The organism is Nostoc sp. 2RC, assembly GCF_014222165.1.
Lineage (GTDB): Bacteria > Cyanobacteriota > Cyanobacteriia > Cyanobacteriales > Nostocaceae > Nostoc > Nostoc linckia.
Genome location: NZ_JACKZU010000074.1, coordinates 1 through 25361 on the forward strand (window position 1 = coordinate 1; position 25361 = coordinate 25361).

At 37.4% G+C, this 25361-nt stretch carries 19 protein-coding genes; 4 read left to right on the top strand and 15 right to left on the bottom strand.

The features are described 5' to 3' along the window. The first annotated feature begins 661 nt into the window (after positions 1-661). From GNE10_RS35870 to GNE10_RS11215, 3 genes are all read left to right on the top strand, one after another. The gene (locus GNE10_RS35870; RefSeq protein ID WP_260446861.1) at positions 662-2449 is read left to right on the top strand and encodes a calcium-binding protein; all 1788 of its coding nucleotides are present in this window, start codon (positions 662-664) and stop codon (positions 2447-2449) included. 1024 nt (positions 2450-3473) lie between these two features. Then, complete coding sequence (locus tag GNE10_RS11210; protein ID WP_185565246.1) at positions 3474-4823, top strand: pre-peptidase C-terminal domain-containing protein; 1350 nt, start codon at positions 3474-3476, stop codon at positions 4821-4823. Positions 4824-4927: 104 nt separating this feature from the next. Continuing rightward, positions 4928-6358, top strand: coding sequence for a sorbosone dehydrogenase family protein (locus tag GNE10_RS11215; RefSeq protein WP_185565247.1), 1431 nt, complete (start codon positions 4928-4930; stop codon positions 6356-6358). A 389-nt stretch (positions 6359-6747) separates the two neighbouring features. On the opposite strand, the gene GNE10_RS11220 is transcribed toward GNE10_RS11215, so the two are convergent. From GNE10_RS11220 to ilvN, 10 genes are all read right to left on the bottom strand, one after another. Next, positions 6748-7911: a glycosyltransferase gene (locus GNE10_RS11220; RefSeq protein WP_185565248.1), complete on the bottom strand. Its 1164-nt coding sequence runs from the start codon at positions 7909-7911 to the stop codon at positions 6748-6750. Then, positions 7908-9128: an O-antigen ligase gene (locus GNE10_RS11225; RefSeq protein ID WP_185565249.1), complete on the bottom strand. Its 1221-nt coding sequence runs from the start codon at positions 9126-9128 to the stop codon at positions 7908-7910. Before GNE10_RS11225 ends, GNE10_RS11220 begins: the two co-directional genes overlap by 4 nt. After that, on the bottom strand, positions 9112-10257 hold the full coding sequence (locus GNE10_RS11230) for a glycosyltransferase (protein ID WP_185565250.1): 1146 nt from the start codon (positions 10255-10257) through the stop codon (positions 9112-9114). Before GNE10_RS11230 ends, GNE10_RS11225 begins: the two co-directional genes overlap by 17 nt. Further along, complete coding sequence (locus GNE10_RS11235; protein ID WP_185565251.1) at positions 10258-11586, bottom strand: phenylacetate--CoA ligase family protein; 1329 nt, start codon at positions 11584-11586, stop codon at positions 10258-10260. 180 nt (positions 11587-11766) lie between these two features. Next, positions 11767-12912: a glycosyltransferase family 4 protein gene (locus GNE10_RS11240; protein ID WP_185565252.1), complete on the bottom strand. Its 1146-nt coding sequence runs from the start codon at positions 12910-12912 to the stop codon at positions 11767-11769. A gap of 54 nt (positions 12913-12966) precedes the next feature. After that, on the bottom strand, positions 12967-14328 hold the full coding sequence (murJ, locus tag GNE10_RS11245; RefSeq protein WP_185565253.1) for a murein biosynthesis integral membrane protein MurJ: 1362 nt from the start codon (positions 14326-14328) through the stop codon (positions 12967-12969). Between the two features lie 3 nt (positions 14329-14331). Further along, positions 14332-15207: a hypothetical protein gene (locus tag GNE10_RS11250; protein WP_221642818.1), complete on the bottom strand. Its 876-nt coding sequence runs from the start codon at positions 15205-15207 to the stop codon at positions 14332-14334. A 116-nt stretch (positions 15208-15323) separates the two neighbouring features. Then, positions 15324-16310 carry a hypothetical protein gene (locus GNE10_RS11255; RefSeq protein WP_185565255.1) on the bottom strand — a complete coding sequence of 329 codons (987 nt, stop codon included), beginning with the start codon at positions 16308-16310 and terminating at the stop codon, positions 15324-15326. Positions 16311-16427: 117 nt separating this feature from the next. Then, positions 16428-18476, bottom strand: a complete 2049-nt coding sequence (locus GNE10_RS11260; RefSeq protein WP_185565256.1) for a nucleoside-diphosphate sugar epimerase/dehydratase — start codon at positions 18474-18476, stop codon at positions 16428-16430. 681 nt (positions 18477-19157) lie between these two features. After that, positions 19158-19676, bottom strand: coding sequence for an acetolactate synthase small subunit (gene ilvN / locus GNE10_RS11265; protein ID WP_185565257.1), 519 nt, complete (start codon positions 19674-19676; stop codon positions 19158-19160). Positions 19677-19920: 244 nt separating this feature from the next. Between ilvN and GNE10_RS11270 the strand changes: the two genes are divergently transcribed. Further along, entirely contained in the window at positions 19921-20277 is a 357-nt protein-coding gene (locus GNE10_RS11270; protein ID WP_099070214.1) for a BON domain-containing protein, read from the top strand. A 148-nt stretch (positions 20278-20425) separates the two neighbouring features. On the opposite strand, the gene GNE10_RS11275 is transcribed toward GNE10_RS11270, so the two are convergent. The 5 genes from GNE10_RS11275 to GNE10_RS11295 all read right to left on the bottom strand — a co-directional run bounded on the left by GNE10_RS11275 (position 20426) and on the right by GNE10_RS11295 (position 25234). Further along, positions 20426-21337: an alpha/beta fold hydrolase gene (locus GNE10_RS11275; protein ID WP_185565258.1), complete on the bottom strand. Its 912-nt coding sequence runs from the start codon at positions 21335-21337 to the stop codon at positions 20426-20428. A 71-nt stretch (positions 21338-21408) separates the two neighbouring features. Next, positions 21409-22296 carry a LysR family transcriptional regulator gene (locus tag GNE10_RS11280; RefSeq protein WP_185565259.1) on the bottom strand — a complete coding sequence of 296 codons (888 nt, stop codon included), beginning with the start codon at positions 22294-22296 and terminating at the stop codon, positions 21409-21411. A 4-nt stretch (positions 22297-22300) separates the two neighbouring features. Beyond that, complete coding sequence (locus tag GNE10_RS11285; RefSeq protein ID WP_099070211.1) at positions 22301-23044, bottom strand: amino acid ABC transporter ATP-binding protein; 744 nt, start codon at positions 23042-23044, stop codon at positions 22301-22303. A gap of 101 nt (positions 23045-23145) precedes the next feature. Further along, positions 23146-24297, bottom strand: coding sequence for an amino acid ABC transporter permease (locus tag GNE10_RS11290; RefSeq protein ID WP_185565260.1), 1152 nt, complete (start codon positions 24295-24297; stop codon positions 23146-23148). Between the two features lie 31 nt (positions 24298-24328). Then, positions 24329-25234, bottom strand: a complete 906-nt coding sequence (locus GNE10_RS11295; protein ID WP_185565261.1) for an amino acid ABC transporter permease — start codon at positions 25232-25234, stop codon at positions 24329-24331. Positions 25235-25361 lie beyond the last annotated feature (127 nt).

The window sequence follows — 25361 nt, forward strand, 5'->3', positions numbered from 1 at the left end:
CAATTGAAATATAAATTAATAATCAAACTCTATTACGCTAAAAAAGCTGTTAAGGTTCACCAAAAAAATCAGTAGAGGGTGAAAAATATTTAATTTAAGTTAATTCACTATATTGCAATGTATTATTAATGATATTTTTTCAACATTTTAAAGATTTGATAAAGAAGTTTAGTTAACCTATCGAACGTGATAAGTAAATACTTACAGCTTAACTCAAAAAATTTGACAAAAGAATCAAAATTATCGATCTAATTACCATTTGAATAGTAAATGCTAAAGGTAACAGGGAGATTCACACGTTATAAATGTGGGATTTCAAAAATGGTGCTGTTTTTTACCCTTTGCGTTTGATAAAAACATCTTTTTTAAACTGCGGCTCTAGTTTTTTGTTCCCTGATACCTACCTTGAAGGAATAATTTTTAGAGACATAAATTATCTAATTTTGTAGATTAGGCATGTTTTTTGCCCCCAATCAAAGGCAGGCTTTTCTGGCTTGCTAACAATAATTAGTTGGATATTTTTTGTTTAGAACTTTCTAAACAAACAATTTAATGTTTTCTAATTTAACACTTATACAAATGGTAAGCGATCGACATTGAACTGATGAATAGTTCTTTGATTGAGGCTGAACTTACATATCATAAATTCAGGAGAAATAACATGGCATCTATTTTCGGTACCACAAATCCTGACAGTCTGACTGGAACTTCGGGAAATGACACTATAGTTGGTTGGGCACTTGGTGGTAATGCCAATAGTACTTCTGGTAACGATACTTTAAATGGTGCAGCTGGTAACGATTCCCTCGCAGGTGGGACAGGGAACGACAGCTTAATTGGTGGAGATGGCAACGACACACTAGATGGCGGTACAGGAAACGATACCTTCAGAGGCGGCCAGGGTAGCGATAGCATTAATGGCGGAGATGGCCTCGATACCGCAGACTACAGTCAACTCAATCAAACCATTACCTTGTCAGGTGTCGGAACCATTCAAAAAGGGGCATTAGGGCAAGACCAACTTTTTAAAGTAGAAAAAGTTATCGCAAATGCTAACGTTGCTAACAACACCATAGATGCATCTGCATCTTTGTCAGGAGTATTTATTAGCGTTAACCTGCAAGCCCAAACTATCTCTGCTAATAACGTTCCTGGTTTGGGAACAATATCATTTTCTGTAATCAACTTTGATAACATCATCGGCACAAATGCAAATGACATCATTATTGGTGACAACCAAAACAACCAATTATCAGGTAATGGGGGCAACGATAGCATAAACGGTGGAAATGGCGATGACACACTTAATGGTGGTTTAGGTACTGACACATTGAATGGCGCAGCAGGCAATGACACCTATATCATTGACGGTGCTGTTGACACCATTGTTGAGGCTGCTAATTCCGGTACAGATGTCGTTCGGTCTTCTATTACCTACACACTCGCTGCTAATGTGGAAAATCTCAGGCAAACGGGAACTAGCGCCATCAACGGCACAGGTAACACTCTTAACAACTTCCTGTTTGGTAATAGTGCAAACAACACTCTTAATGGTAAAGCAGGTAATGACACCCTAGATGGTAATTTGGGCAATGACATCCTCAATGGTGAGGACGGCAATGATAGTCTACAAGGCGGGCCTGGTAATGACAGTATCAATGGAGGATCTGGAGACGACATCCTCATCGGTACTTTTCCTGGTAGCTTGCTTCCACCGGGATTAGGAGAACTTGATACCCTGACTGGTGGACTTGGGGTAGATAGATTTATCCTGGGAGACTCTTTAAATGTTTTCTACGACGATAACAACACTATCAATCCTGGTTTTAGTGACTTGGCTGTTATTACTGACTTCGACTCGAACCTAGATAGAATTGAACTCAAAGGAGCTGTACAGGACTACTTGCTGCAAGGTGTTGCAGGCAATACACGGATATTCTTAAACAAACCGGGAACAGAACCAGATGAGATTATAGGTATTGTGCAAGGAAGAACCAATCTCAGACTTGATAGTGACGACTTTCTTTTCTATGAACAGGAAGATGCTGGGCAAGGTACAAACAATACACTAGCCACTGCTGAAGGATTAGGTTCCCTATCATCAGGATCGAATGTGAATATTTCAGCTCGGTTAGCAACAATTCAAGGGAGTAATCCTGATTTTGACTTTTTTAGATTTTCTTTAGCAAATGCAGGAACTGTCACTATTGAGACCCTGACATCAGGAGATACAGTTCTCGGACTGTTTAACAATGCTGGTACTTTAGTGCAAGTCAATGATGATTCTGGCGCAAACTTACAATCGTTTATCAGTAGTTCTCTAAGTGCAGGTACGTACTCTATTGCAGTGAGTAAATTTAATTTCTTTCCTCAAGATGGTGGAACTTTCTTAGGAGGTGGCATATCTAATCCTGATTTTTCTTATACGCTCAAAGTTACTTTTGCTTAAAAACTTTTTTAACTTGGGAAACTGCTAAGAATAAAAAATCAGTTTAGGGGACTTCTAAGTGAAAAAATATTCCATTACTATTGTTGACTGTTAACTGTGAATCTTCGATAGTGTACCCTATAACCGGAATAATTGATTTTTTGGAATTCCCTAGAGTTACATCTGCCAGAAACTAAACTTCTAAGAGAAGTCGGGAAAAGGGAGAAAGGTTTGGTATTTTCCCTTTCTCGAATAAAGATGCATCTCTTTGATCACAAGAGTGCAAAAGTGCTTTTTGCACTCTTGTCTATTCTTTATTCACCAGCCAGTAATACTGCAATAGGCAACTGAATTGTCGATTAATAAAATTTCTGTAAAGTTTAGCTGCTATTATGTACAAAACTTTTATGAATCGATGTATCAATTTAACTTATCAATTTCTAAAAAAATTGCTTTAATGTAAAAGTATTTTTTGTAGTGGAAAATAATATTCTTTTTACAAAACATCTGATATTGATACGTAACTTAACCAATACGATACTTTTATTGAAAAGCTATTAAAACTTTTACTAAAAAAATTAGTTTATTGAAAATAAATCTTCATTAAGATTTACATTTTTTGTGAATCTATTATAAATAATATCAATTGAAATTTTGAAGATTTGTTAAAGCATTGTATGTATACTTTAACTCATGATAATTAATAATTACGGCATAAAAAAATTAGCAAACTAATCAATATAAATGATTTTTGGGACTAATTACTTACCATTTACGTAATCGGTTCAGGGAGTTATAAGAAATAAAATTATCTAATCTGTTTGTATGGCGATCGCCCCGTTCACCTCTCAGGTTTTTAACCTAGTTACAATCAGCACTTGGATATTTTTGATTTGCTTTTTCCAAAACAGAAGATTACGCAAATAGCAAGTAATTTATATCTAACTGATAAAAAGTTCTTTGACTAATGCTGAACTTAAACAGTATTCAAAACCATTTTGCAAACAACCTCTTGGGCATTAGTTAAAACTTCAGGAGAAATAACATGGCAGTTATTTTTGGTACGACGGGTTCCGATCTTAGAAACGGCACTTCAGGAAATGACACGATATATGGTTGGGCTAATGGCGGTAATGCCAATAGTACATCCGCTAACGATACCTTAAATGGTGCGGCTGGTAACGATAATTTGTTTGGTGGGACGGGAAACGACAGTCTTATCGGTGGAGATGGTAACGATACCCTTGATGGTGGTAGCAGTACTGACACTTTAAACGGTGGATTAGGTAACGATACTTACATAATTACCGAAGCTACTGATATTATTATCGAAGCTGCTAATTCCGGCACAGATAGCGTTAGATCTTCTATTAGCTACACATTAATAGCAAATCTGGAGAATCTGACCCTGACGGGAACTAGTGGTATCAATGGTACAGGTAACACCCTTAGCAACTTCCTGTTTGGTAATAGTGCTAACAACACTCTTAATGGTAGAGCAGGCAATGATACCCTGGATGGTAATTTGGGCAATGACATCCTCAATGGTGAGGATGGTAATGATAGTCTACAGGGCGGGCCTGGTAATGACAGTATCAACGGAGGTTCTGGAAACGATGTGTTGATTGGTGTTTTTCCTGGGAGTCAGCTTCCACCAGGATCGGGGGAAATTGATATTCTCACTGGTGGAATTGGGGTAGATAGATTTGTTCTTGGGAATGCGACAAATGTTTTCTATGACGATAACAACACTAGCAACGCAGGTTTTGGAGATTTAGCCACCATTACTGATTTCAACTCTAGTGAAGATCGAATTGAACTCAAAGGATCTGTACAGAACTATCGCCTGCAAGTTGTTGGAACTAACACACAAATACTTTTAGACAAACCAGGAACAGAACCAGATGAGATTATAGGTATTGTGCAAGGAAAAACCAATCTCAGACTTGATAGTGATGACTTCCTTTTCTATGAACGAGAAAATCCTGGACAAGCTACAAACAATACACTAGCCACTGCTGAAGGATTAGGTTCCCTATCATCAGGCTCAGATGTGAATATTTCAGGTGAATTAGTATCAGTTCAACCAGGAGATAATCCTGATTTTGACTTTTTTAGATTTTCCATCGCCAATTCAGCAACTGTAACTATCAGAACAGTGACACTTGATGATACGATTCTCGGTCTATTTAATAATGCTGGAACTTTGTTGCAATTTAATGATGATAGTGGCAATGAATCAGACTTTGGATCGTTAATCACCGCTTCACTAGGTGCAGGGACATATTCTATTTCAGTAAGTAAATATGCTTTCTTTCCTCAAAATGGTGGAACTTTCTCTGGCGAAAGTGATAGTCTTTCTGTTCCTTATACCTTAGAAGTTACTTTGGCATAGGTACGTAGAATTTTATTAATCATATAAGTCCCTACATTTAATTATGGGGATTATTAATTTTGAATTCGGAGCAAAGCGACGTGATTTGGTTTATGGAGAAAATCATGAATATAGCAAAGTGCAAATCTACTAATAAATTCACTATCAAAGGCTGGTTTTTTTGGTTTAAAACACTTTTATTGACAATATTGTTATTAAACTATGGAACTACTGTAGTTAATGCTGCACCTGAAGCGCTACGTTCTGATATTAAAATTCGCAATATTGTCAATACAAAATCGATTTCTCCCTCTGTTCGGATTGTCAAAGATCCACGGAACAATACCCTCTATTATCTCAAACGTAATGGGGAAATTTATCGAGTTAATTTAGCGTCATCTACTACTACACTTGTTTATAGCTTTAACGATCATAAAGTCAGTGAAACTCAAGGAATAGCCATTGGCCCTAACGGTACTATTTATTTAATTGGCAATGGAAACGTAGCCAATGACCAGACTAAAGCAATTATTGTTAAAGGTGTAATTAATACAAATACAGGACAGCGTATTTGGTCTGTTTTGGCTAAAAGTGCAGCCTATCCTAAAAGCAAAACAGCCTATGACCATCGTTTCAATGGTGTAGTTGTTAGCTTAGATGGTAATTATATTTATATCAATAGCGGTTCTCGCACCGATCATGGTGAAGTTCAAACTGCTGGTGGTTTATATCCCAACACTCGTGAAGTCGGATTAACAGCCTGTATTATTCGTCTTCCTACTAATGGACAAAATTTATTTCTAGCAAATAATCGAGCAACTTTAAAAAGTGCTGGCTATATTTTTGCAGAAGGAATACGCAATACTTATGATATGGCTTTTGCACCTAATGGAGATTTGTTTGGTGCAGAAAATGGGCCCGATCGCGATATGTCAGAAGAATTGAATTGGCTGCGTCAAGGTTTTCATTACGGCTTTCCCTGGCGCATTGGTGGGACAGACAATCCACAACAATACCCAAATTATAATCCTGCCAACGACCGTTTATTAAATCCCAAATTTGGCGCAGTGACAAAAGGCTATTATTATAACGATCCTACCTTTCCGCCTAAGCCTAATATCACCTTGACAGAACCAATTCCTAATTTTGGCCCGGATGCAGATAATTATCGCGATCCTCAAAATGGCCAAATCAAAGATGCTAGCTTTTTGGGACAAAGTTTGAGTACTTTTACAACACACCGTTCTCCTTTGGGTTTAGTTTTTGATACCCAAGGAGCAATGAGTCCAGAATTCAACAGAGATGGATTTGTATTAAGTTGGACTATAGGCGATCCCACTGGCGAAACAGTAGCAGGCCCTTTTAAAGATGCCAGTCAAGATCTGTTGCATTTAAATTTGACGAAAGTAGGAACTACCAATTACAAACTTGAAGCCAGACGTATTGTTCAAGGCTTCAGTAATCCCATTGATGCTGAAATTATTGGCAATAAAATCTATGTTTTGGAATACGGTGGAAATCAAGGGATTTGGGAAGTTACTATACCTGCTAAGTGAGGCAATTTTAGATTTTAGATTTTAGATTTTAGATTTTGGGTTAGAAATGTAATTCTAGTGGTTCATCGCATTAGTTATGAAAGGTTCGTAGTAAGCACTTTAGTGCTTAAAAATCAAGGACTAAAGTCCTAACTACAAACTTATTTACCCCTCATAACTAATGACATAGACTACTAGTGGTTTATCGCATTAGTTCTGATGGGTAAAGTCATTCTTAATTTTTCTTTCTTTGCGCTCTTTGCGCCCTTTGCGGTTCGTTTATTAACCCAACAAAATTAATGCGATAGACCACTAGTTATTGATAGTATTTAACTAAAATTTTGGTGATAATCTGAGGTACAGATAATTGTAGAATTGCATAGCTATGCGCCCCTACAGGTGTACTTTATTTAGCTAAAATACGCTGTTTGGATTGTAGTGTTTTTTTCAGCAAATACATTGTCATATAATGTCTCATATTCAGCCACAATGGAGTCTAAAGAAAAGCATTTTATGACTCTGGCGCGGGCTGCTTTTCCTAAGCTTTCTCTACCTTCTTTTCCGATATTGATTAATTTTTCCCAAGCGTTTGCTAATGCTTGTGGGTTTCTTGGAGAAACAACTTTTCCGGTATCATCGACAATCCAACCTGAGTCTCCCACATCTGTGACTACACAGGGAACGCCACAAGACATAGCTTCGCCAATGACGTTGGAAAAACCTTCTCCAGATGAAGAGGAACAGGCGATATCTAAGGCAGCAGTTAAACGGGGTACGTCATGACGTTCACCTAATAGATGTATGTGCTTGACAAGCCCTAATTCATCAATTAATTTGGATAAAATTTGATTTTCCCAATCCACTTTATTGCCAATCAAAACAAATTTGACGTTGGCATATTTTTTCACAAGTAATGCAGCAGCCTGAAGAAAATTAAAATGGTCTTTTATGGGATGATAACGACCAATTAAGCCAATCAATAAAGCATCTTCTAGAGTATTGAGTTCTGAACGAACGCTGAGACGATCTGCTGTTGATGGTGTGAATTTTTCTGTTTCAAAGCCGTTGGGAATTACACATGTTTTCTCAAGACAATAGCCAATTTTTTCATGTTGTTTAGCACTATTGTGAGAGTTATAAATAATTTTGGTCGGTAATTGAGAAAATTTAGCGCAGAGTTTAATAATAATATTTGTGCTTGGCTTTTCTAGTTCTAAAGAATGCAGTGAATGGCGTACATTCCAGAAAACAGGCACTTGTCTAAAGATGAAAAGTCTGACAAATTGTGCAGCCAAGTTTCCATGATACATCCAACCTTGAATTAAATCAGGTTTGAGTTGGCGTATTAGCTGAATCATTCGCCAAATATTAATTAGTTTAACTGTTCCTGGTTGCATACCAATGGTGTAAACAGGAATGCCTAAATTGGCAATGCGATCGCCCCATGTACCCCCATCCATTAAAGAAACAACAACCGGACTAAAACGTTGTTTATCCATCCGGGAAAGAAGTTTATAAAGCATGACTTCTGCGCCACCAGTGGAAAGTCCGGTAATGATATAAATGATTTTCATAATTGATATTCTAATTTTAATTTTTGGTCTAACTTACTTCCTTCAGTCATTCCAGCCATCAATGAAAACAAAATCAGAATATAACGTTCTTCTAAAACGTTATGGCTAAATAATCCCCAGAGAAGAATAAAAACAGCAAAAGCCAAACCTATATATTTAGTTTCTCCACGGGCGTGGCGTATCGCTCCATATACTAATACAGGTAGAATCAAAACACCGATGATTCCATGATCTGCCATATAATATAGGTAAATATTGTGCGTAGATATTTCCACATTCCACGTCAAAGTCGAGCCAATGCCATTACCAAAAAAAGGATGTTTCATAAACATCTGCCAAGCTAATTGAGCTACTTCTAAACGCGAATCTGCGGAATCTTCTGAATCAGAAGTTGAAATATTTTGAAACCATGCAATTCTTTCCAATGAGTTGGCATTCAAATCTAAATTTTGCAATAATTCTTGCCACCATTGGGAGCCTAAACTAATAATGAAAGTTCCTATGCCCAAAATCCAATAAAGTATTTTATTGAAATGCAGCACACCGGCGACGGTAAAAATAATCACTGTAATTAACCAGCCAAGAATAGCACCCCGCGAAAACGTCAAGAAAACTCCAATACCCACAAGATAGACGAAAGGTAAACGATATATTGGCTGTAATATACTGACGCTAAAAATCATCCCCAGTATTAACGCACAGCCGTTACTGTTTGGGTTTAAGTAAAATCCAGTCACCCGGCCACCGTTACCTAATGCATTAAAAGCAGCAGGGTTAAAAAACTCGTAAATGCTGTTAAATACAGTAATTAATACCGCTAAAAATATCGCCCATCGAGTCAAGTAATGGATTGTTGGATTTCGAGAAAAGATGAAAGCCATTGCAATGAGAAAAATCACTGCTAACAGTCGTTTTCTTAATTCTTCAAAAGCCAGTTCTCCAGAACCGGGAAATAGTACAAACCACAGTAATGAAACAAAAATAAAACCAAAACACCAAAGAATCAGAGATGTGGGAATGTACTTATCTCGTGAAAAAATTAGGGGAATAGAAGCTACAGCAAAACCTAAAATCCAAAACAAAGGAGGTTGAGAAACAATACCTGATGTATATAAGTAGGAGTTAATATCTGTAAAAAAGGCTAAAATAGCAGCTATAGCTAAGGCACATTGGTAATAAAAAAGTAAATCAAATTTGATATTAATTGATTGATTCATGGCACAATTTAAGTAAAGTAGCTTCTGTTTGCAAAACTAATTCAGCTACCGAAAAGTGGTTAATTATTCGCTGTCGAATTTGATGGCGATCGCCTCCATAAATATTCAGTTTTTCGATTAATTTTTTAATTGCAATTTTCAAAGCTTCGGGATTTTTTGGAGGTACGACTACATCAGGATTGTCAACAATCAAAGCTGAATCACCTACATCTGTCACTACACAAGGAACACCGCAGGCCATTGCTTCTCCAATGACATTGGGAAATCCTTCTGTATAAGATGAAGAAACCACAATATCCAAGGCGTTGTAGATTGCAGGCATATCTGCACGCGCTTTTTCCCAAATAACTTTTTGTGCAATACCTAGTTTTTCTGCTAGTTGATGCAACTCTTGTGCATAGTTTTCGGAACCACCACCTACACAAACAAAATGCACATTTTTGCTATCTTCACACAATAATGCTGCTGCTTTGATAAATGTCGGATGGTCTTTTCTAAAATCGAGTCTTCCCACTAAACCGATTAAAATTGTATCTTGGGAAATTTCCCACTGCCATCGCACTTTTGTCCTGGCTTCTAAATTAGGCTGAAAAAGTTCGATATCAATACCATTAGAAATTACCATCATCTTCTGAGGCGGGAATCCATGACTGACATAGTATGTTTTTCCAGCATAAGAATTGACAATTATCAAGTCCGCAAATTTAGCTAAAATACACTCTAACCAAAAGATTAAACGCCCTAACCAATCATAAAAATTGGAATCACTATAAGAATTACGTAATCCCCAAACCATACGGGTTGATGGTAAAAATAATTTTAAAAAGATAGTTAGTAAATTTGGGGTTCCACCATATCCATGTAATACATCAGGATGTATGTGTTGAAGATGCTGCACAAGACGCGAAAAGAAGCTAAATAAATGCCACCTTCCTTGTTTTTCTAAATAAATAATTGGGATATTGTTATCTTTTAAATCTCTATCTAAAGATAGAGATTTACTAGTATAAAAACATAATACTGTGACATCGAAACATTGTTTATTTAAAGCTTTTGCTAGTGTGACTAATTGTCTTTCTGCTCCTCCATAATTCAAATCTCGAATTAGAAATGCAATTTTCTTTTTCATTTAAATAACCTCAGAAATCGTGTAGCGGTATTTGCCAGAGTTACTGACGGGGATATGGTTGACAAATTCAAAATTAACTACACAATCTTTACCCATCATCAATTTGCACTTGCTGGCAATATCATCAAGTTCTTCTGTGAAATAATCAGAATTAGATTTAATTATTTTGATGGTAATTTCTAAGTAGCTTTTTTGAATAATTTGAAATTTTTGTACCCAATTTTTGAAGTAGAGAAGATGGGTAAAATACTCTCCATCAATTAAAGTTCCGTTTTCCGCTTTAAAAGTATCAACATTTCTACCGGAAACTTGTTGTAATATTTGTCCAGATTTATATTCAGGAGATAAAGTACCGCGATCGCCAATTTTATAACGAATCAATGGCATAGCAAAATTTGTCAGAGAAGTAATCAAAATATTACCTTCAACTCCCGGCGGCACAGGGTTATAATCATCATCTACAATCTCAATATAATTACCCCAAGGAGCTACCCATAATCCTTGCATTCCTGGTTTTTCACAAGCAACATCACTGACTTCTCTAGAACCATAACGATTAAATACTTTACACTGAAATACAGCTTCAATTTTTTGCCGCATCCAAGCATAAAGTGTCCCAGCAGAAGTTATAATTGCCTTTTGAGGAGCAAGTTTAATGTTTTCATCTTCAGCAAATTTCGCTAATTCATAAATGGCTTGAGCGTAGGCAACAATTAATTTTGGTGGTTTGGTATTTAGCAATTTCAAAAAAATCCTCATTCTTTGAGGAGTCATCTGAAAGGCATTCATATATGTGGTATTTTTCCAAAAATTAAAAAAAGTCGCTTTCCATCCCATCGTGCCATCAAAAACGTCTTTTTCTGAACCCCAGAGACGTACTTCTGGTTCTCCTAATTCCCTACCTACTAAATAAGAAAAAAGTAAGCTAATGGCTGTAGATTTGTCATTATACTCAGCATCTTGAATTAAAATAATTGGTTCTCCTGTTGAACCACCTGATGTATTGAAATACCACTGACGCTGTGCTAAATCTGTAGATTTGAGTTCTTCAAAATTGGCACGAATAATATCTTTTGTGAGGATTGGTAATTGCTTAAGATATAGTTCTGGCTTTTGGTAAATAATTTCCTCACTGGAAAGATTATTCATTAATTTTGCATAGTATGGTACAGACTTTTGGCAGTGAAGCAAGAGTTTAGTGAGTAACTCTCTAGTGGTATCAATGGAAATATTCGATGAACTTTCTTTGACAAATTTATTATAGAGTTGGGGAAAATTGTATTGCCGACAATAAGCATAACTGAAGTAAAGATATTTTCGGATATTCATTGTTAAATATTTGCTTATGAAGAAAGGAACCGCCAAATATGCCACAAGCAAGAAATGTATTTTATTGTTGTATTTAATCAACCTCTTGTATCAATATCTTTTTGTCTCATGCATACCGCCAAAGGTGCAACCCGGAGGTTAGATGCAAAGAATAAAGAGTTTTGTAAGAGGTTTATTCATCTAAATTTCGTGGTGTTTGATTGTGAATTCTGAATTCTGATTTCTGAATTCTTTTTGAATAACTTGAATTAACGTTTCTTCCCACATTCCCATGATTTTTTTGATGCTAAATCGTTCGGTTACTTCTAGTGCGCGAACAGCTAAAGCATTGCGTTCTTGTTCGTGAGATATCAGCTTTTCTATTGCTGCGGCTAATGCTGAAATATCTTCATTGGGAACTAAAATTCCATCTATTCCATCACGAATAATTTCTCGCGGCCCGCTAGGACAATCTGTAGATATCACTGGTAAACCACATGCCATTGCTTCGCAAATCGCATTGGGAAAACCTTCAAATCGGGAAGACATAATAAAAATATCTGCTTGCTGTAAAAAAGCATAAATATCATTTACCATCCCTGGAAAATAAACGCGATCGCTTAATCCCAATTGGTTACGCAATGATTCCAATTCTGGGCGTAGCTTTCCGTCTCCTAATATCGTCAATGTCCATTCTGGGTAATTATCTTTTAGTTTAGCAAAAGCTTTTAGCAATAAATCAAAGCCTTTTTCTGGTACAAAACGTCCCATAGCAATGAGCGATCGCTTGGTTGAAAATTTTTCGTCAGACTGCTTTTTTATTGGTGGTAATATCACCATATTAGGAATTATACAACTCTGATTTTGCAGTTTTACTGGAAAATAATCTCTTGCTCGCTGAGTTTGAAAAACAATTTTATCTGCAAATACATAAGTCCATTTGCGTAATTGTTGCCAATTCCAACTTAAATAGCTTTTTTCGGGGTTGCTACGTTCAGAAATTATAACTGGAATCTTCAACCATCGCGTAGCTAGTAAAGTAATGATATTAATTCTAGACATGAAACTAATTACAACATCTGGATTGCTATTAATAATCGCATTTCGTAGGATGGAGATACGTTTTAAATTATTCACAATGCCAATGATTACATTGGGAGATTTCGCTGCTATATCTAAGGGAATATAAGTTATATCGGAGTTTAAAGGAAAGTCCGGTATTTGATTGTTATCAAATGTTAGTAGAGTGATGTTCCATCCTTTAGCTGACCAGTAATTTGCCATGATTGAGATAATACGTTCAGCACCGCCATAGGTCAGGGAATGAATAATTAATGTTATTTTCATGGTGTGGCAATATTGAAAATCATACAGGAGGCGCACAGAAGAAGAATCCGCAAATTAAGTTGTTAGACTAGGACAGTTTTTCTTGAGATTTTTATCTGCGAAGTATGATAAAAACAAGAATGCTAATGCAGAAACCAAAGCTGTTGATAGAGCGATACCTGCGACACCAAAATAATGAAGGAATAAATAGTTGAACACAATATTGTTGATGAGATTGTAGGCAGAAGCCCACATTAATATATGATTGGCTTGCATTGCAGAAATTAAGCGCACAACCAAAATTCCTGCTACGTGAAAAGGAATTTGCAATGCAAAGCAATTTTGAATTTGAGCAACTAAACGAGTGTCATCAGCAGTAAATGAACCTCTTTGAAAGAGTATTCTGACTATAGTTTCAGAAAATACAAATAAGAATGCTGACAATAGAATAGTTGTGAGAAAAATGATTTGGATATATCGCCGAAGTGTGCGACGGGTTCCTATCCAATTGTTAGCAGCTATCATTTTAGAAAAGTAGGGAATCACAGCAGTACTCAATGCTGTAGTGGCTAGAGACATGGGAAATGCTATGACTTTGTTACCGTAGTTGAGTGCTGCTACACTACCAGGTAACAACATTGCTGCCATAGATTGATCGACTAAATTTGTACTACACATTAAAAGTCCGCCTGCAATCATGGGGAAATACTGGCTAACAACTTGACGCAGATTAGTATCAAATCCATACCATTTAGGAATCCATGAAATACCTTGTCGGTGCAATGCTATTCCTAACAGAATTATTTCTAATATTGCACCGCAGACTAAGCCAGCAGCTAAAGCGAAAATCCCCCAGGATTTCAACGTTAAAAGTAATACGACGGTAACAGTTGGAGTAATAATTGGTGAGAATGCTGCTAAAGCAAAACGCTCCCCTGCATTTAACACAGCACCCCAGATAACAATTATGCCACTTAGTAGAATAAAAGGTGCGATCGCACAAAGCAAATGAAAAGTTAGCTCTAACTTTTGAGAACTAAATCCGGCTGCAATTCGTGGTAAATAAAAAGGTGCTAGGACTATCATTAATATCGTTGTTATTCCTAACAATCCCAAGCCACTGGTTGTAGCTCCACATAAAAGTTTTTGAGCAGCTTTTTTACCTTCCTGTTCTTGTACCTGCATATAAGTAGGTATGAGAGCAGTATTAAAAGAACCGGCGATGACATTAATAATAAAAGCAGGAATTAGCAAAGCAATAAAAAAAGCATCTATGTCATCGCCGGTACCAAACCTTTGAGCAACCACTAATTCTTTAGCAACAGCCGCCACTTTCACTAATGCTGTCAATAAACCAACTATCATCGCTGCACCAAAAATTTGGCGATTGATAGAGCCACTTGTCAGCTTCTTCCAGCGATTAACTAAGCTTTGCATTTCTTACTCTCTCTGTGCTTCTGGTATGGAAAATTCCAATTCGCTGGAAGTTTCGACTTGCGACTGCTTCGGTGTATGAGATAAAAAATAAGGTCTACGCAGTAAAGATAATTGAGGTAACCTCGTATATATATTCAGCAAATGTAAATATAATTTGCCCTTCAAAGTAATTCCATAAACACAGTTAAAATTCTTGACAACTTCTCCACCAAACTTTTCTTTAAATTGATTAATCCCTAATTTTTCTCGATCTGTATTTCCGGTATACCAACCACCAAAATCATAAGTTACAATCCCTAAATTCTTGAATCTCACAATGTCTTGCCAGTGATGGTAACGATTTGCTCGTCCTAAAATCGATTGATAAGTAGTATTATTGTTATTTTTCAAAGATGCAGAATGTAAAAGACGGACTCGATTTTGAGTCCGATAATAAACATGCCAGACTAAAGATTCGCCATCTTTTAATTTCACACGTGAAATATCAATTACACCAGCATCAGCACGATTTTGTAGTTGAACTCTATTAATTTTAGTCAGACCTTTTTGGTCAGCAAATGAATCATAGAAATCCGAAAATTCATTGAGAATATCAGAATCAATTTTCTCCCAATATTCGTAAATAACTTGGTCTTTTTGCTCTGCGCGTCTAATTTTATATCTATCATTACTACTGATAGTTTCCCAAAGTTCATCTTGATTTTTAGTTAAATCAATCAATCTTGTGTAAAATTCATCACACTGACCGCCTTTGATGGGATGTAATAATTGCCTGTAATGCACCACATCGACATTGTTTAATGCTTCTCGATTTTCATCAAACCAGACTTCTCCCACTGAAAAGATAAACTTTTTTGTGACAATTAACATTTCTTTCATTCCTTGCTATTTTTTGCTAAATAAATTCATTGGTTTGGAAAAGTTCACAGCGCCAGAAGTCAGCGCTTTGACTTTTCGCTGTATCTGTGGAGTTTGCAAACAATTTCACAAATTCTTCAGCTATGAAATCTTGGGTCAAAAACTAATCGATAACGCTTTCCATCCACACATGCAACCCATTTCTTTTTATCGATTTGGTGAGCATCAATATGATGCATACCTATTTGATTCCAACCCATTCCACTGGCTTGAATAATTGGATTATGTTTAACTTCCTGTTCTAGATAATTTGTTGTTGTCAATTCAGTTATTTCAAATGCTCGAACTTGATAACCATAGATTTGCTCGCAATCCTGGGTATATCTGATAATTTTATTATCGAATTCTATAACTCTACCTGCTGGTCTTGCTATACGTTTATTTCCCTGAATTACAGGACTTTTCGGATGTTCAATCCAAGTATCCATTAAATGTTGAGAATAATAAAGACGCAATGTATTTCTTGCTTCTGATGTTGCAGTTAGCAACCACCAAAGATCGTTGTATTTAAAAACACTAGAATCGACAAAATCACCTTGAGCGAGTAAATCTTTGACGTAAGACCATTGTGTGGGAAAATTAATCGCTTTATATAAACGAATAGAACTTGCTTCTGCGGTTTCTGGAATCAGATAATAATCATTTTCAACTTTAAAGACATACGGATAAGATAAATGAAATGGCTCATCAAGAACAATTTGTTGGTAATTCCATTTGTATGCATCAGTGCTAGTTGCTAGTCCTATGACTCCTTTATTTTGTATACCGTTCAACACCTCAAAGAACATATGCCAAATGTCGTTTTCACGAACCATAAAAGGGTCGGCAACAAAGTATGCTGGAATATCTGTTACGTCCTGAGCAGTTAATACCGGATTAATAATTGTGTGTGGCGAAACTAAATCCAAAGGAGATTCGCCTACATAAATTCCAATTGACCACTCACTTCTTCTTGTCACAAAAATCTTGGCGATGTTTTTAATTCCAGCCAAATATCTGTGATTAACCCTAGAGACTCTATCAAATACCTGGGAAATACTGTTGATAGTAGAGGTTTTGTACATATTGATTTTTGAAATTAAGGTAGATGCTCAATTACTCAAATTTGCTTGGCTGTGCAGATTAGGCTGTTAACATCTGTAGGAGTAATGATGGAATTTAGACGTAGATTGGCTGCTTTTTTAAGATTTAGCTTGTGCCAAAATATTCTTGTTTGACTTAACTCTGAGTGAAGTATTAGAAGTATGACTGTAAATACTCGCTGGCAGATAATTATCTAAATGTTTTGGTTTATATCCTGGCACTAATTGTTCGAGTAAAAACAGAATCAAATTGATATCATTTTTCACTGCTGCTTGACACAAAGTTGCTACAGTAATATCCAAATTATCTGGAATAATTTTACTAGCATTTTTAACTACTAACAGTTTTTTATGTTCGGTTGGTTCATATTCTTCCCCAGGAATAAACAATTCTTCAAATAATTTTTCTCCTGGACGCAAACCAGTAAATACAATCTCAATATCTCGGTTAACTTCGTATCCGGAAAGGCGAATCAATTCCTTTGCTAAGTCTACGATTTTTACAGGTTTACCCATATTCAACATCAAAACTTCGCCACCGCGACCAAGTACCGCAGCTTGCAAAACTAGTTGCACTGCTTCCGGAATAGTCATGAAATAACGACAAATATCTGGATGAGTAACGGTTACCGGCCCCCCTGCTGCAATTTGTTTTTTAAAAGTGGGAACTACACTACCTCGACTACCTAAAACGTTGCCAAAACGTACTGTGACATAAGGATTGCCACTTTCTTTTGCAGCTTGCAACACTAACATTTCTGCGACTCTTTTACTAGCACCCATAACATTAGTGGGGTTAACTGCTTTATCTGTAGAAATCATCACGAAATGTTTGACATCATATTGCAAAGCTAATTCTAATAAATTTTTGGTTCCCATTACATTATTCGTGATTGCTTCTACTGGATTTAATTCCATTAATGGGACGTGTTTATGAGCCGCAGCATGAAAAATTACATCTGGCTGAAAAGTTTCAAATGCATATTCTAGTCGAGATTTGAAGCGAATATCAGCAATAAAGCTAGAAATTTCAGTGGAATTAATTGCTGATTGATGCTCGTTTTTTAGGACTTGAACGAGTTGTTCTAGTTCTTGTTGGATGTTGAAAACAGAGTTTTCTCCATGTCCGATAAGTATCATTTTGGCAGGATTGCATTTAAAAATTTGACGACAAAGTTCACTACCAATGGAACCACCAGAACCTGTAATCAATACTGTTTTACCTTGAAGAAATTGAGAAACTTTTTCAAAATCTATTTGTACGGGTTCCCGTCTGAGTAAATCTTCAATTCTTACATCTCTAATACTATCAACTCGCACCCGACCATTGAGGATTTCATGTATACCCGGTAAAGTGCTAGTTTGAGTACCAGTTGCTTTGCAAATATCTACAATTTCTCGAATAACTCCACCTGCAACCGTCGGCATGGCAATGATAACTTTGTGGATTTGTAGAGATTTTAAAACATCAGGAATTTGATAGCGATCGCCAATTACAGGAATCCCACGTATATATGCTCCAAATTTGCGGCGATCGTCATCTATAAAAGCAACTGGATGAAATCCCAATTGCGGGTTTCTTTGCATTTGTTGTACCAAAGAAATTCCAGCACTTCCAGCACCAACTATTAACACTCTTTCTTGGGTATTAAATACTGGACGTTGCTGACTAATTCTTTCTACAATCCGAATACTAAAACGCAATCCGCCAATGAAAATACACGAAAGTAAACCATCGATTAAAGGTAGCGATCGCGGCAGTATATCCAATCCAGAATATCCTAAAAGCTCCATAGCATCGAAGAATACTGCTTGGATTAATACCGCAATTCCCATCAGTATAGTTATATATAAAAGTTCTTCAATACTGGCATAGCGCCAGTAAAGTCGATAAAAACCAAAATTCCACAATACAGTCAGTTTAGCTACTAAAAAAACTATTGTGACAATTGCTAGTTGTGATTTATATTCTTCAATGACAAATTCACCATCTAAACATAAATTTAATGCTAAAAAAGTTGTTACTGAAAAAACAATAATATCAAAAACAAACAAATGTCTGTTTCTGATATTCAGCAAAGTATTTAATAATTTGCTAATTAATTTTTGAGGCAGCCAATTAGAAACGAATAGCAATAATAAATTCATGCCTGTCAAAACCTCTAGAATAATCTAAATAATCATCGGTTCGATTAGACAATTAAATTTAGCCTATAGCCGTTTATCCTCAAAAAAGGATTTTTATCGTGTAGAATTACCCTGTAATATCAACTTCATCTAAGTTCAGGTTGTTAACTGTTGACAATCAACACTCAAGAATCAACAGTTAACAATTACCTGCAAGGACAGCCCAAAATTTATCTCGAACAAATATTCTTGCTCAAAATCAACACACCTATTTATTAACCCAAGACTAAAACTCAAGTAATAGTCATATTTGAAGACTATTAAAACTTGCTTTTAAACTTTTATCTTTCTAACAAATTTGTAGCAGTTGCTTAACTGTTGCGTCATGCCAATTTGGCGATAGTTGTGCATATAAAAAGACATAACAGTCTATGCTTATTCGTATTTTAGTAATAACAGTCACTAAATAAAGTTGTACCAAATTGGCATCGGCAGTATTATTGCAAATTCTTTTAATCCAAAATCTCAAATCCCAAAAAACAATCTTTGCAACACATCAATAAACTATAGGGTAGTACAGCTAGCTGTACTACCCTAGTAAGGTATGAGGCTTTTAAATGACACTTGTTCGTTGACGGTTAACACACAACAGTCAACACAAAAACATACAACAGCAGCTTGGTTCTAACTTGTTGTGAACTCCTAAACCTTTGCTTCCAAAGATTTGAGTAATTCAGTGTTCACACCCGATTCACGAGTCAGGGCGATTTTACCGGTGCGGGCGATTTCTCTCAGACCAAATTTTTGTAACACCTGCACGATCGCCACCATTTTACCAGGATCTCCCACCACCTCTAAAGTCAGAGAATCTTCCGCCACATCCACAACTCGCGCCCGGAAAATCTGAGACAGTTCGATAACTTCAGAACGATTGCTGCTAGTAGCATTCACCTTTAACAGCATCAATTCTCGTTCCACACAAGGAGTTTCGGTAATATCCTGCACCTTGAGGACATTAACTAACTTGTATAATTGCTTGGTGAGTTGTTCGATGACGCGATCGTCACCAGGTACAACCATCGTAATTCGTGAAACACCTCCCTGTTCAGCCGGGCCAACAGCAAGGCTTTCAATATTAAAACCACGACGGGAAAAAAAACCAGAAAGGGGGGACAGAACCCCCGCCTCATCTTCTACCAGAACAGAAAGAGTATGTTTCATCTTCGCCAACAGGGGCTAGAGCAGGATTGTACTAGACGTACTGCTCCACTAAAAAATAATAAGTGAGAACTTTTATTTTAAACTTAATAGCTACACTCATTTCAATTGATAGAGACAATTTATCTAGAAATTATTTCGCTGGCAGGATTCTCTTTGATTGCATATCTTTTCATCGGCAGATGTTACCTGTTGGTAAAAGTTGTATATTCAAACTTGATTGAACCTTTAATCGGAGATAATTTTTATGGGTTGGTTACAAAGACTATTTGGAATGGAAAAACCTCAAAATGCTGAAGTAAATCCTACTCCACAGGCAATACCCCAAACTGCTGCGCCTACCGCCACACAAACAATACCGCCAGAACGTCTGGGATTAAATGGAGAATATGACCAAAGTGGTTTAGCCAAACGAGTAGCTTTAGCATTTGACCAAGACCCCCAACTTGATGATGTTAATACCCTTTGGGTTGCTCAAACAGGCAGCACTGTAGTCTTAAAAGGTAAAGTCCCCAACCAACAAATCCTCGACAGAATGATTTCTGTAGCCCGCACTGTAAACGGCGCTACAAACGTTGACAGCAGCCAAACCACCGTTGGTTAGGTGATGAGGAGATGGGGAGCAGGGGGAGCAGGGGAAAAGGTTAAAGGGAAAAGGGAAAAGGAATAAATTTAATCTTTCCCCTTTCCCCTTTACCCCTTGCCCTTTCCCCATGCCCAATGCCCAATCCCCAATGCCCCATCCAAATAATCTAAAATCCCATCACTTTGTCAATCCAATTTAAAATCGCTTGGTTGACTTGTTCCGGACATTCATCGTGGGGACAATGACCCACGTCTTGTAAATTCAGGACTTCCAATTTCTCGTTATATTGGGCAAATTGACTAGCTAAGGCTGGGGGAACAAACCGATCTTTTTGTCCCCAAATTAACAACATGGGGATTGTTAAGGTTGGTAATAATACCTTGACATTGGGACTAAAATTAATTCCAATTGTGGCTTTAAACAAAGCACTAAACGCCCTCGCTGAACCCCGGTCTTGGGGAGGGCCTGCTAAAATTTCTATTAGTTCGTCGGTTATGGCTTCTGGGTTAGCGTAGGCGAGACTAGCCCAGCGACGCAGTACGCCGGGACGACGGACAAAGTTAAATACAGGTTTGAGAATAAACGGTGAAGCCACAATATTTTTAATTCCCCTTACCACTGGCCGCAGTACGGGAGGAATTGCTTCTTGTTCCAGGGAGGGGTCGGGTAAACTCATCATCACCACACCGCGCACCATGTCAGGATGAGCGGCGGCGGCGGCTAAAGAAATCAGCGAACCGTTGGAATTGCCAATTAATATTGCTGGTTCGCGGATAAATGTTTGCCAAAAATCGTAAACTTGTTCTACCCAAAGTTCGATGCTGTAATTAGCTGCGGCTTTTTCGGAAGCGCCAAAACCCAGCATATCTAGTGCGTAAACGGTGTGATGTTCCGCTAGCACCTCTAAATTATGTCGCCAATGACCAATGGAAGCGCCAAAGCCATGTAATAAAATTAAAGGCTGTGTTTTTTCATCATTTTTGGCAGAGCGAATATAAGTATAGCGAGTTTGCCAGCCCCGCCAAACCCAATCTCTTTGATTACCAACTCGCTCTTGCCAGTGTAGTGTAGTAGTCACGTCGCTTCGCTCCAAATTCCAAATTCAAATTTCGTTGAACTCCTCACGTTATACCTAACTTATGATGGTGGTCATTTGCCACAGATACTCATGACAACTTGCAGAAATTTCCTTAGTACAGGCGTTATATCTTCTTCCCGCCAAATTATAGCCGTTTCTACTAATGGTGTTTTCTCCTCAAAACTACGATAAACTACACCATTTCTTTGAAGATTTTGCAACGAAGACGGTACGATGGCAATTCCCATTCCAGCTGAAACTAACCCGATAATTGTCTGCATTTGAATCGCTTCTTGAGTTACTTTCGGACTAAAATTTCCTTGCTGACAAAGACTTACAATTTGGTCGTAAAGTCCAGAGCCTAAATGTCGAGGAAACATGATAAAGTTTTCATTCACTAGGGATGATACTGAAATATTTTCTCGTTCAGCTAAGGAATGAGTTTCTGCTAAAGCCACAATTAAAGCTTCTTCCTGAATGCACTTTTGATTGAGTGTATTATCTTCCAATGGTGGATGAGCAAAGCCTATATGGATGCGGCTCTCTTGTAGCGATCGCTCTTGTTCAGTTGTAGTTAATTCCTGTAAAATCAACTCGACTTCGGAAAACTGTTCTCGAAATTGTCGCAAAATTAGGGGAAGCAAATTATAAGTTACCAAACTGGTAAAGCCAATTCGTAATTGTCCCTTTTCACCTCTGCCAATTTTTTGAGTTAGCTCAATTGCTTTTTGGAGTTGAGCTAAAAGTTGATAAGCTTCTTGCAAAAATACTTGTCCGGCTTCTGTTAGCTGCACCTGTCGCTTGGTTTTACGGTGAAACAGTTCTACTCCCAATTGCGCCTCTAGTTGCTGAATTTGCTGACTTAAGGGCGGTTGAGCAATGTGTAGTCGTTCGGCGGCTTTACTGAAGTGCAGTTCCTCGGCCACAGCGATAAAGTAGCGCAGATGTCGCAATTCCATTTTTTTAGAGAATTTGCGATAAAAATTTACGGGTTCTTTCTTCTTTGGGATTAGTGAAAAATATTTCTGGGGTAGCTGACTCGATGAGTGTACCGCTATCCATGAGAATAACTCGGTCGGCGACTTCGCGGGCAAATCCAACTTCGTGAGTGACGACTACCATTGTCATTCCATCGCGGGCCAGACTCCGCATCACATCCAATACTTCCCTTACCATTTCTGGATCTAAGGCTGAAGTGGGTTCATCAAACAACATAATTTTAGGTTGCATAGCTAAAGCACGAGCGATCGCCACTCGCTGCTGTTGTCCACCAGATAATTGTCCTGGATATTTGTGCGCTTGTTCTAAAATGCCTACTCTTTCTAGTAGTTGCATGGCTAATTCTTCAGCTTTGACTTTTGGCGATCGCTTCACCCAAATCGGTGCCAAAGTTATGTTTTGCAGCACTGTTAAATGGGGAAATAAATTAAACTGTTGAAAAACCATTCCCACATCTTTGCGGATGGCTTCAATATTTCGCAAGTCATGGCTTAAAGTAATTCCATCAATTTCAATTCTCCCTTCTTGGTATGCTTCTAAAGCATTGAAAGTACGAATAAAAGTAGACTTACCAGAACCAGAAGGCCCCATTAAAACTACAACTTCTTTCCGATTTACTGTCAAACTTACACCTTGAAGAACGTGGAATTTGCCATACCACTTGTGAACATTTTCAGCAATAATTATCGGTTTTTGTTCTGTTGTCACAGATATCCACCTCCGAGTTTTTTAGTAAGCTGATTACCTAGCTTTACACAAATCAAATATGAATTTTATAATTATTCGGAAATTTATTTTTCATCTCCTAACTACTGATTTAACTGTTTTTCTAAACGCCGAAAAGCTAGCGACATGGAGTAACAAAATACCCAGTAAATCAATCCAATAAATAAATACACTTCTGCATAGCGATCGAGAAATTCTGGCTGTGCCAAAATCGAACGAGCCATACCCGTGAGTTCTAGTAATCCCACCAAAGATAAAAGTGAAGTATCTTTAAATAAACTGATAAATTGACCGACGATGGCAGGAATTACCGCGCGTAAAGCTTGGGGCAAAATAATTAATAAAACCACTAAAATTGTATTTAATCCTAATGCTTTTGCAGCTTCAATTTGTCCCCGTGGAATTGATTGCAATCCACCGCGTACATTTTCTGCCATGTAAGCAGCACTAAATAATACCAGTCCGGCAATTCCTCTTAATACCCTATCTAAACGCACATCAGTTGGCAAAAATAAAGGCAACATTACTTGAGCTAGAAACAAAATCCCAACTAATGGAACTCCCCTGACGATTTCGATGTACAGAATAGAAAACCAACGCACAACGGGTAAATCACTTGTGCGTCCTAAAGCCAGTAAAACTCCAATGGGAAAGGAAAGCACAATACTGACTGCTGCCATTAGCAAAGTAAGTAGTAAACCATTCCATAAATTGGTTGGTACAGATTGCAATCCAAATCCACCACCAATTAGCCAGAAAATAACAGGGAAAGATAATAACCATAATAAAGAAAGCCAAGGAGTTAAAACTTCTGCAAAGTTTCTGCCAACCCCAAAACCTGCAAATATTAAAACTCCAATTAATAATAACTGTAAGCGGGATATTAAATCCACTGGCAAAATAACTAATAAAACACCAACTATAAATATATAAATAATAATTCCACGTTTTGTTAACTGTTGCTTGTGAAAGAATACACCCCCAGTGATGGCGCTGACAATTGCAGCGATGGCCAGCACTGTCCAAACCCGCCAATACAGTGTTTGGGGAAACCTCCCCACTAAAAATAAACGTAAATTAACTTCTATTACCGACCATTGTGCTTGAATCGTTACCCAAGTGATTATTCCTCGTGCAACCCAAAACAAGAAAAGCAAACAAGCAACAGTTAACAAACTGTTGTACCAAGTACTGAATAAATTTTTTCGCAACCAAATCAATTTTTCATTTATCATTGGCTATTTTTTCCCATCTCCTCACTGGCTATCATCTTTCTTGAATTTGCACGGTGCGATTAAATAAATTCATCACTAGAGAAATACTCAAACTCAAGATGAGATAGGTGAGCATAATTAGTAATATTACTTCTACGGCTCTGCCTGTTTGGTTAAAAGTGCTAGAAGCCACAAAATAAATATCAGGGTAGCCAATGGCGATGGCCAAACTAGAATTTTTCGTTAAATTCAGATATTGACTAGTCAACGGAGGAATTATTACCCGCAAAGCCTGGGGAAAAATCACCAGTCGCATCACCAACCCTGGTTTTAATCCTAGCGATCGCGCTGCTTCCCATTGTCCCTGAGGTACTGATTTAATCCCACCTCTAACAATTTCTGCAATAAACGCAGCCGTGTAAAAAGTTAATCCCAACAACAAAGCTGAAAATTCCGGTGATAAAGTAAACCAAGGTAGTTCTAAACCACTTTGACTGAGGCTAATAAAACCCAAAATCGATATTTTATTTTCTACTTGGGGAAAGCTCAGGAAAACAGCAAAGTACCAAAATAATAATTGCAACAATAAAGGCGTATTACGGAATGTTTCCACATAAACCATACTGATATTCCGCACCAGCCAGTTGTCAGAAAGTCGGGCAATTCCAGCAGTGATCCCCACAATTGTGGTGAGAAAAATTCCAGCGATCGCCACCCGCAAGGAATTAATTAACCCCACCCATAATGCACGGCTGTAGGTATCAGTTGGTTTGTAGCTAATGGGTCTTTCACCAATCTCAAAAGAAGCTTGTTGGTTGAGAAAATCAAATCCAAATTGAATTCCCAATTGCTGCAAATTCCGGTTGAGATTTTCCCACAAGATTACAACTACAATCGCCGTTAAAAATACTGCCAAAAATTGCCCAAGAATTCTCCAAAAACGGTAGTCATTTATCATTAGTCATTGGTCATTAGTTATTGGGCATGGGGCATGGGGCATGGGGCAAGCAGGAAGTGTGGGAGGTGTGGGAGGAGACGGAGGTGTGGGAGGTGTGGGAGGATGGTGAAAAAATCTTTCCCCCCAC

Bases quoted from the DNA above. Each gene is read 5' to 3' on its own strand.
- GNE10_RS35870 (WP_260446861.1), top strand. From the start codon at position 662: ATGGCATCTATTTTCGGTACCACAAATCCTGACAGTCTGACTGGAACT.
- GNE10_RS11255 (WP_185565255.1), bottom strand. From the start codon at position 16,310: ATGTACAAAACCTCTACTATCAACAGTATTTCCCAGGTATTTGATAGA.
- GNE10_RS11210 (WP_185565246.1), top strand. From the start codon at position 3,474: ATGGCAGTTATTTTTGGTACGACGGGTTCCGATCTTAGAAACGGCACT.
- ilvN (WP_185565257.1), bottom strand. From the start codon at position 19,676: ATGAAACATACTCTTTCTGTTCTGGTAGAAGATGAGGCGGGGGTTCTG.
- GNE10_RS11240 (WP_185565252.1), bottom strand. From the start codon at position 12,912: ATGAAAATAACATTAATTATTCATTCCCTGACCTATGGCGGTGCTGAA.
- GNE10_RS11280 (WP_185565259.1), bottom strand. From the start codon at position 22,296: ATGGAATTGCGACATCTGCGCTACTTTATCGCTGTGGCCGAGGAACTG.
- GNE10_RS11250 (WP_221642818.1), bottom strand. From the start codon at position 15,207: ATGAAAGAAATGTTAATTGTCACAAAAAAGTTTATCTTTTCAGTGGGA.
- GNE10_RS11225 (WP_185565249.1), bottom strand. From the start codon at position 9,128: ATGAATCAATCAATTAATATCAAATTTGATTTACTTTTTTATTACCAA.
- GNE10_RS11215 (WP_185565247.1), top strand. From the start codon at position 4,928: ATGAATATAGCAAAGTGCAAATCTACTAATAAATTCACTATCAAAGGC.
- GNE10_RS11260 (WP_185565256.1), bottom strand. From the start codon at position 18,476: ATGAATTTATTATTGCTATTCGTTTCTAATTGGCTGCCTCAAAAATTA.
- GNE10_RS11235 (WP_185565251.1), bottom strand. From the start codon at position 11,586: ATGAATATCCGAAAATATCTTTACTTCAGTTATGCTTATTGTCGGCAA.
- GNE10_RS11290 (WP_185565260.1), bottom strand. From the start codon at position 24,297: ATGATAAATGAAAAATTGATTTGGTTGCGAAAAAATTTATTCAGTACT.
- GNE10_RS11270 (WP_099070214.1), top strand. From the start codon at position 19,921: ATGGGTTGGTTACAAAGACTATTTGGAATGGAAAAACCTCAAAATGCT.
- murJ (WP_185565253.1), bottom strand. From the start codon at position 14,328: ATGCAAAGCTTAGTTAATCGCTGGAAGAAGCTGACAAGTGGCTCTATC.
- GNE10_RS11295 (WP_185565261.1), bottom strand. From the start codon at position 25,234: ATGATAAATGACTACCGTTTTTGGAGAATTCTTGGGCAATTTTTGGCA.
- GNE10_RS11230 (WP_185565250.1), bottom strand. From the start codon at position 10,257: ATGAAAAAGAAAATTGCATTTCTAATTCGAGATTTGAATTATGGAGGA.
- GNE10_RS11220 (WP_185565248.1), bottom strand. From the start codon at position 7,911: ATGAAAATCATTTATATCATTACCGGACTTTCCACTGGTGGCGCAGAA.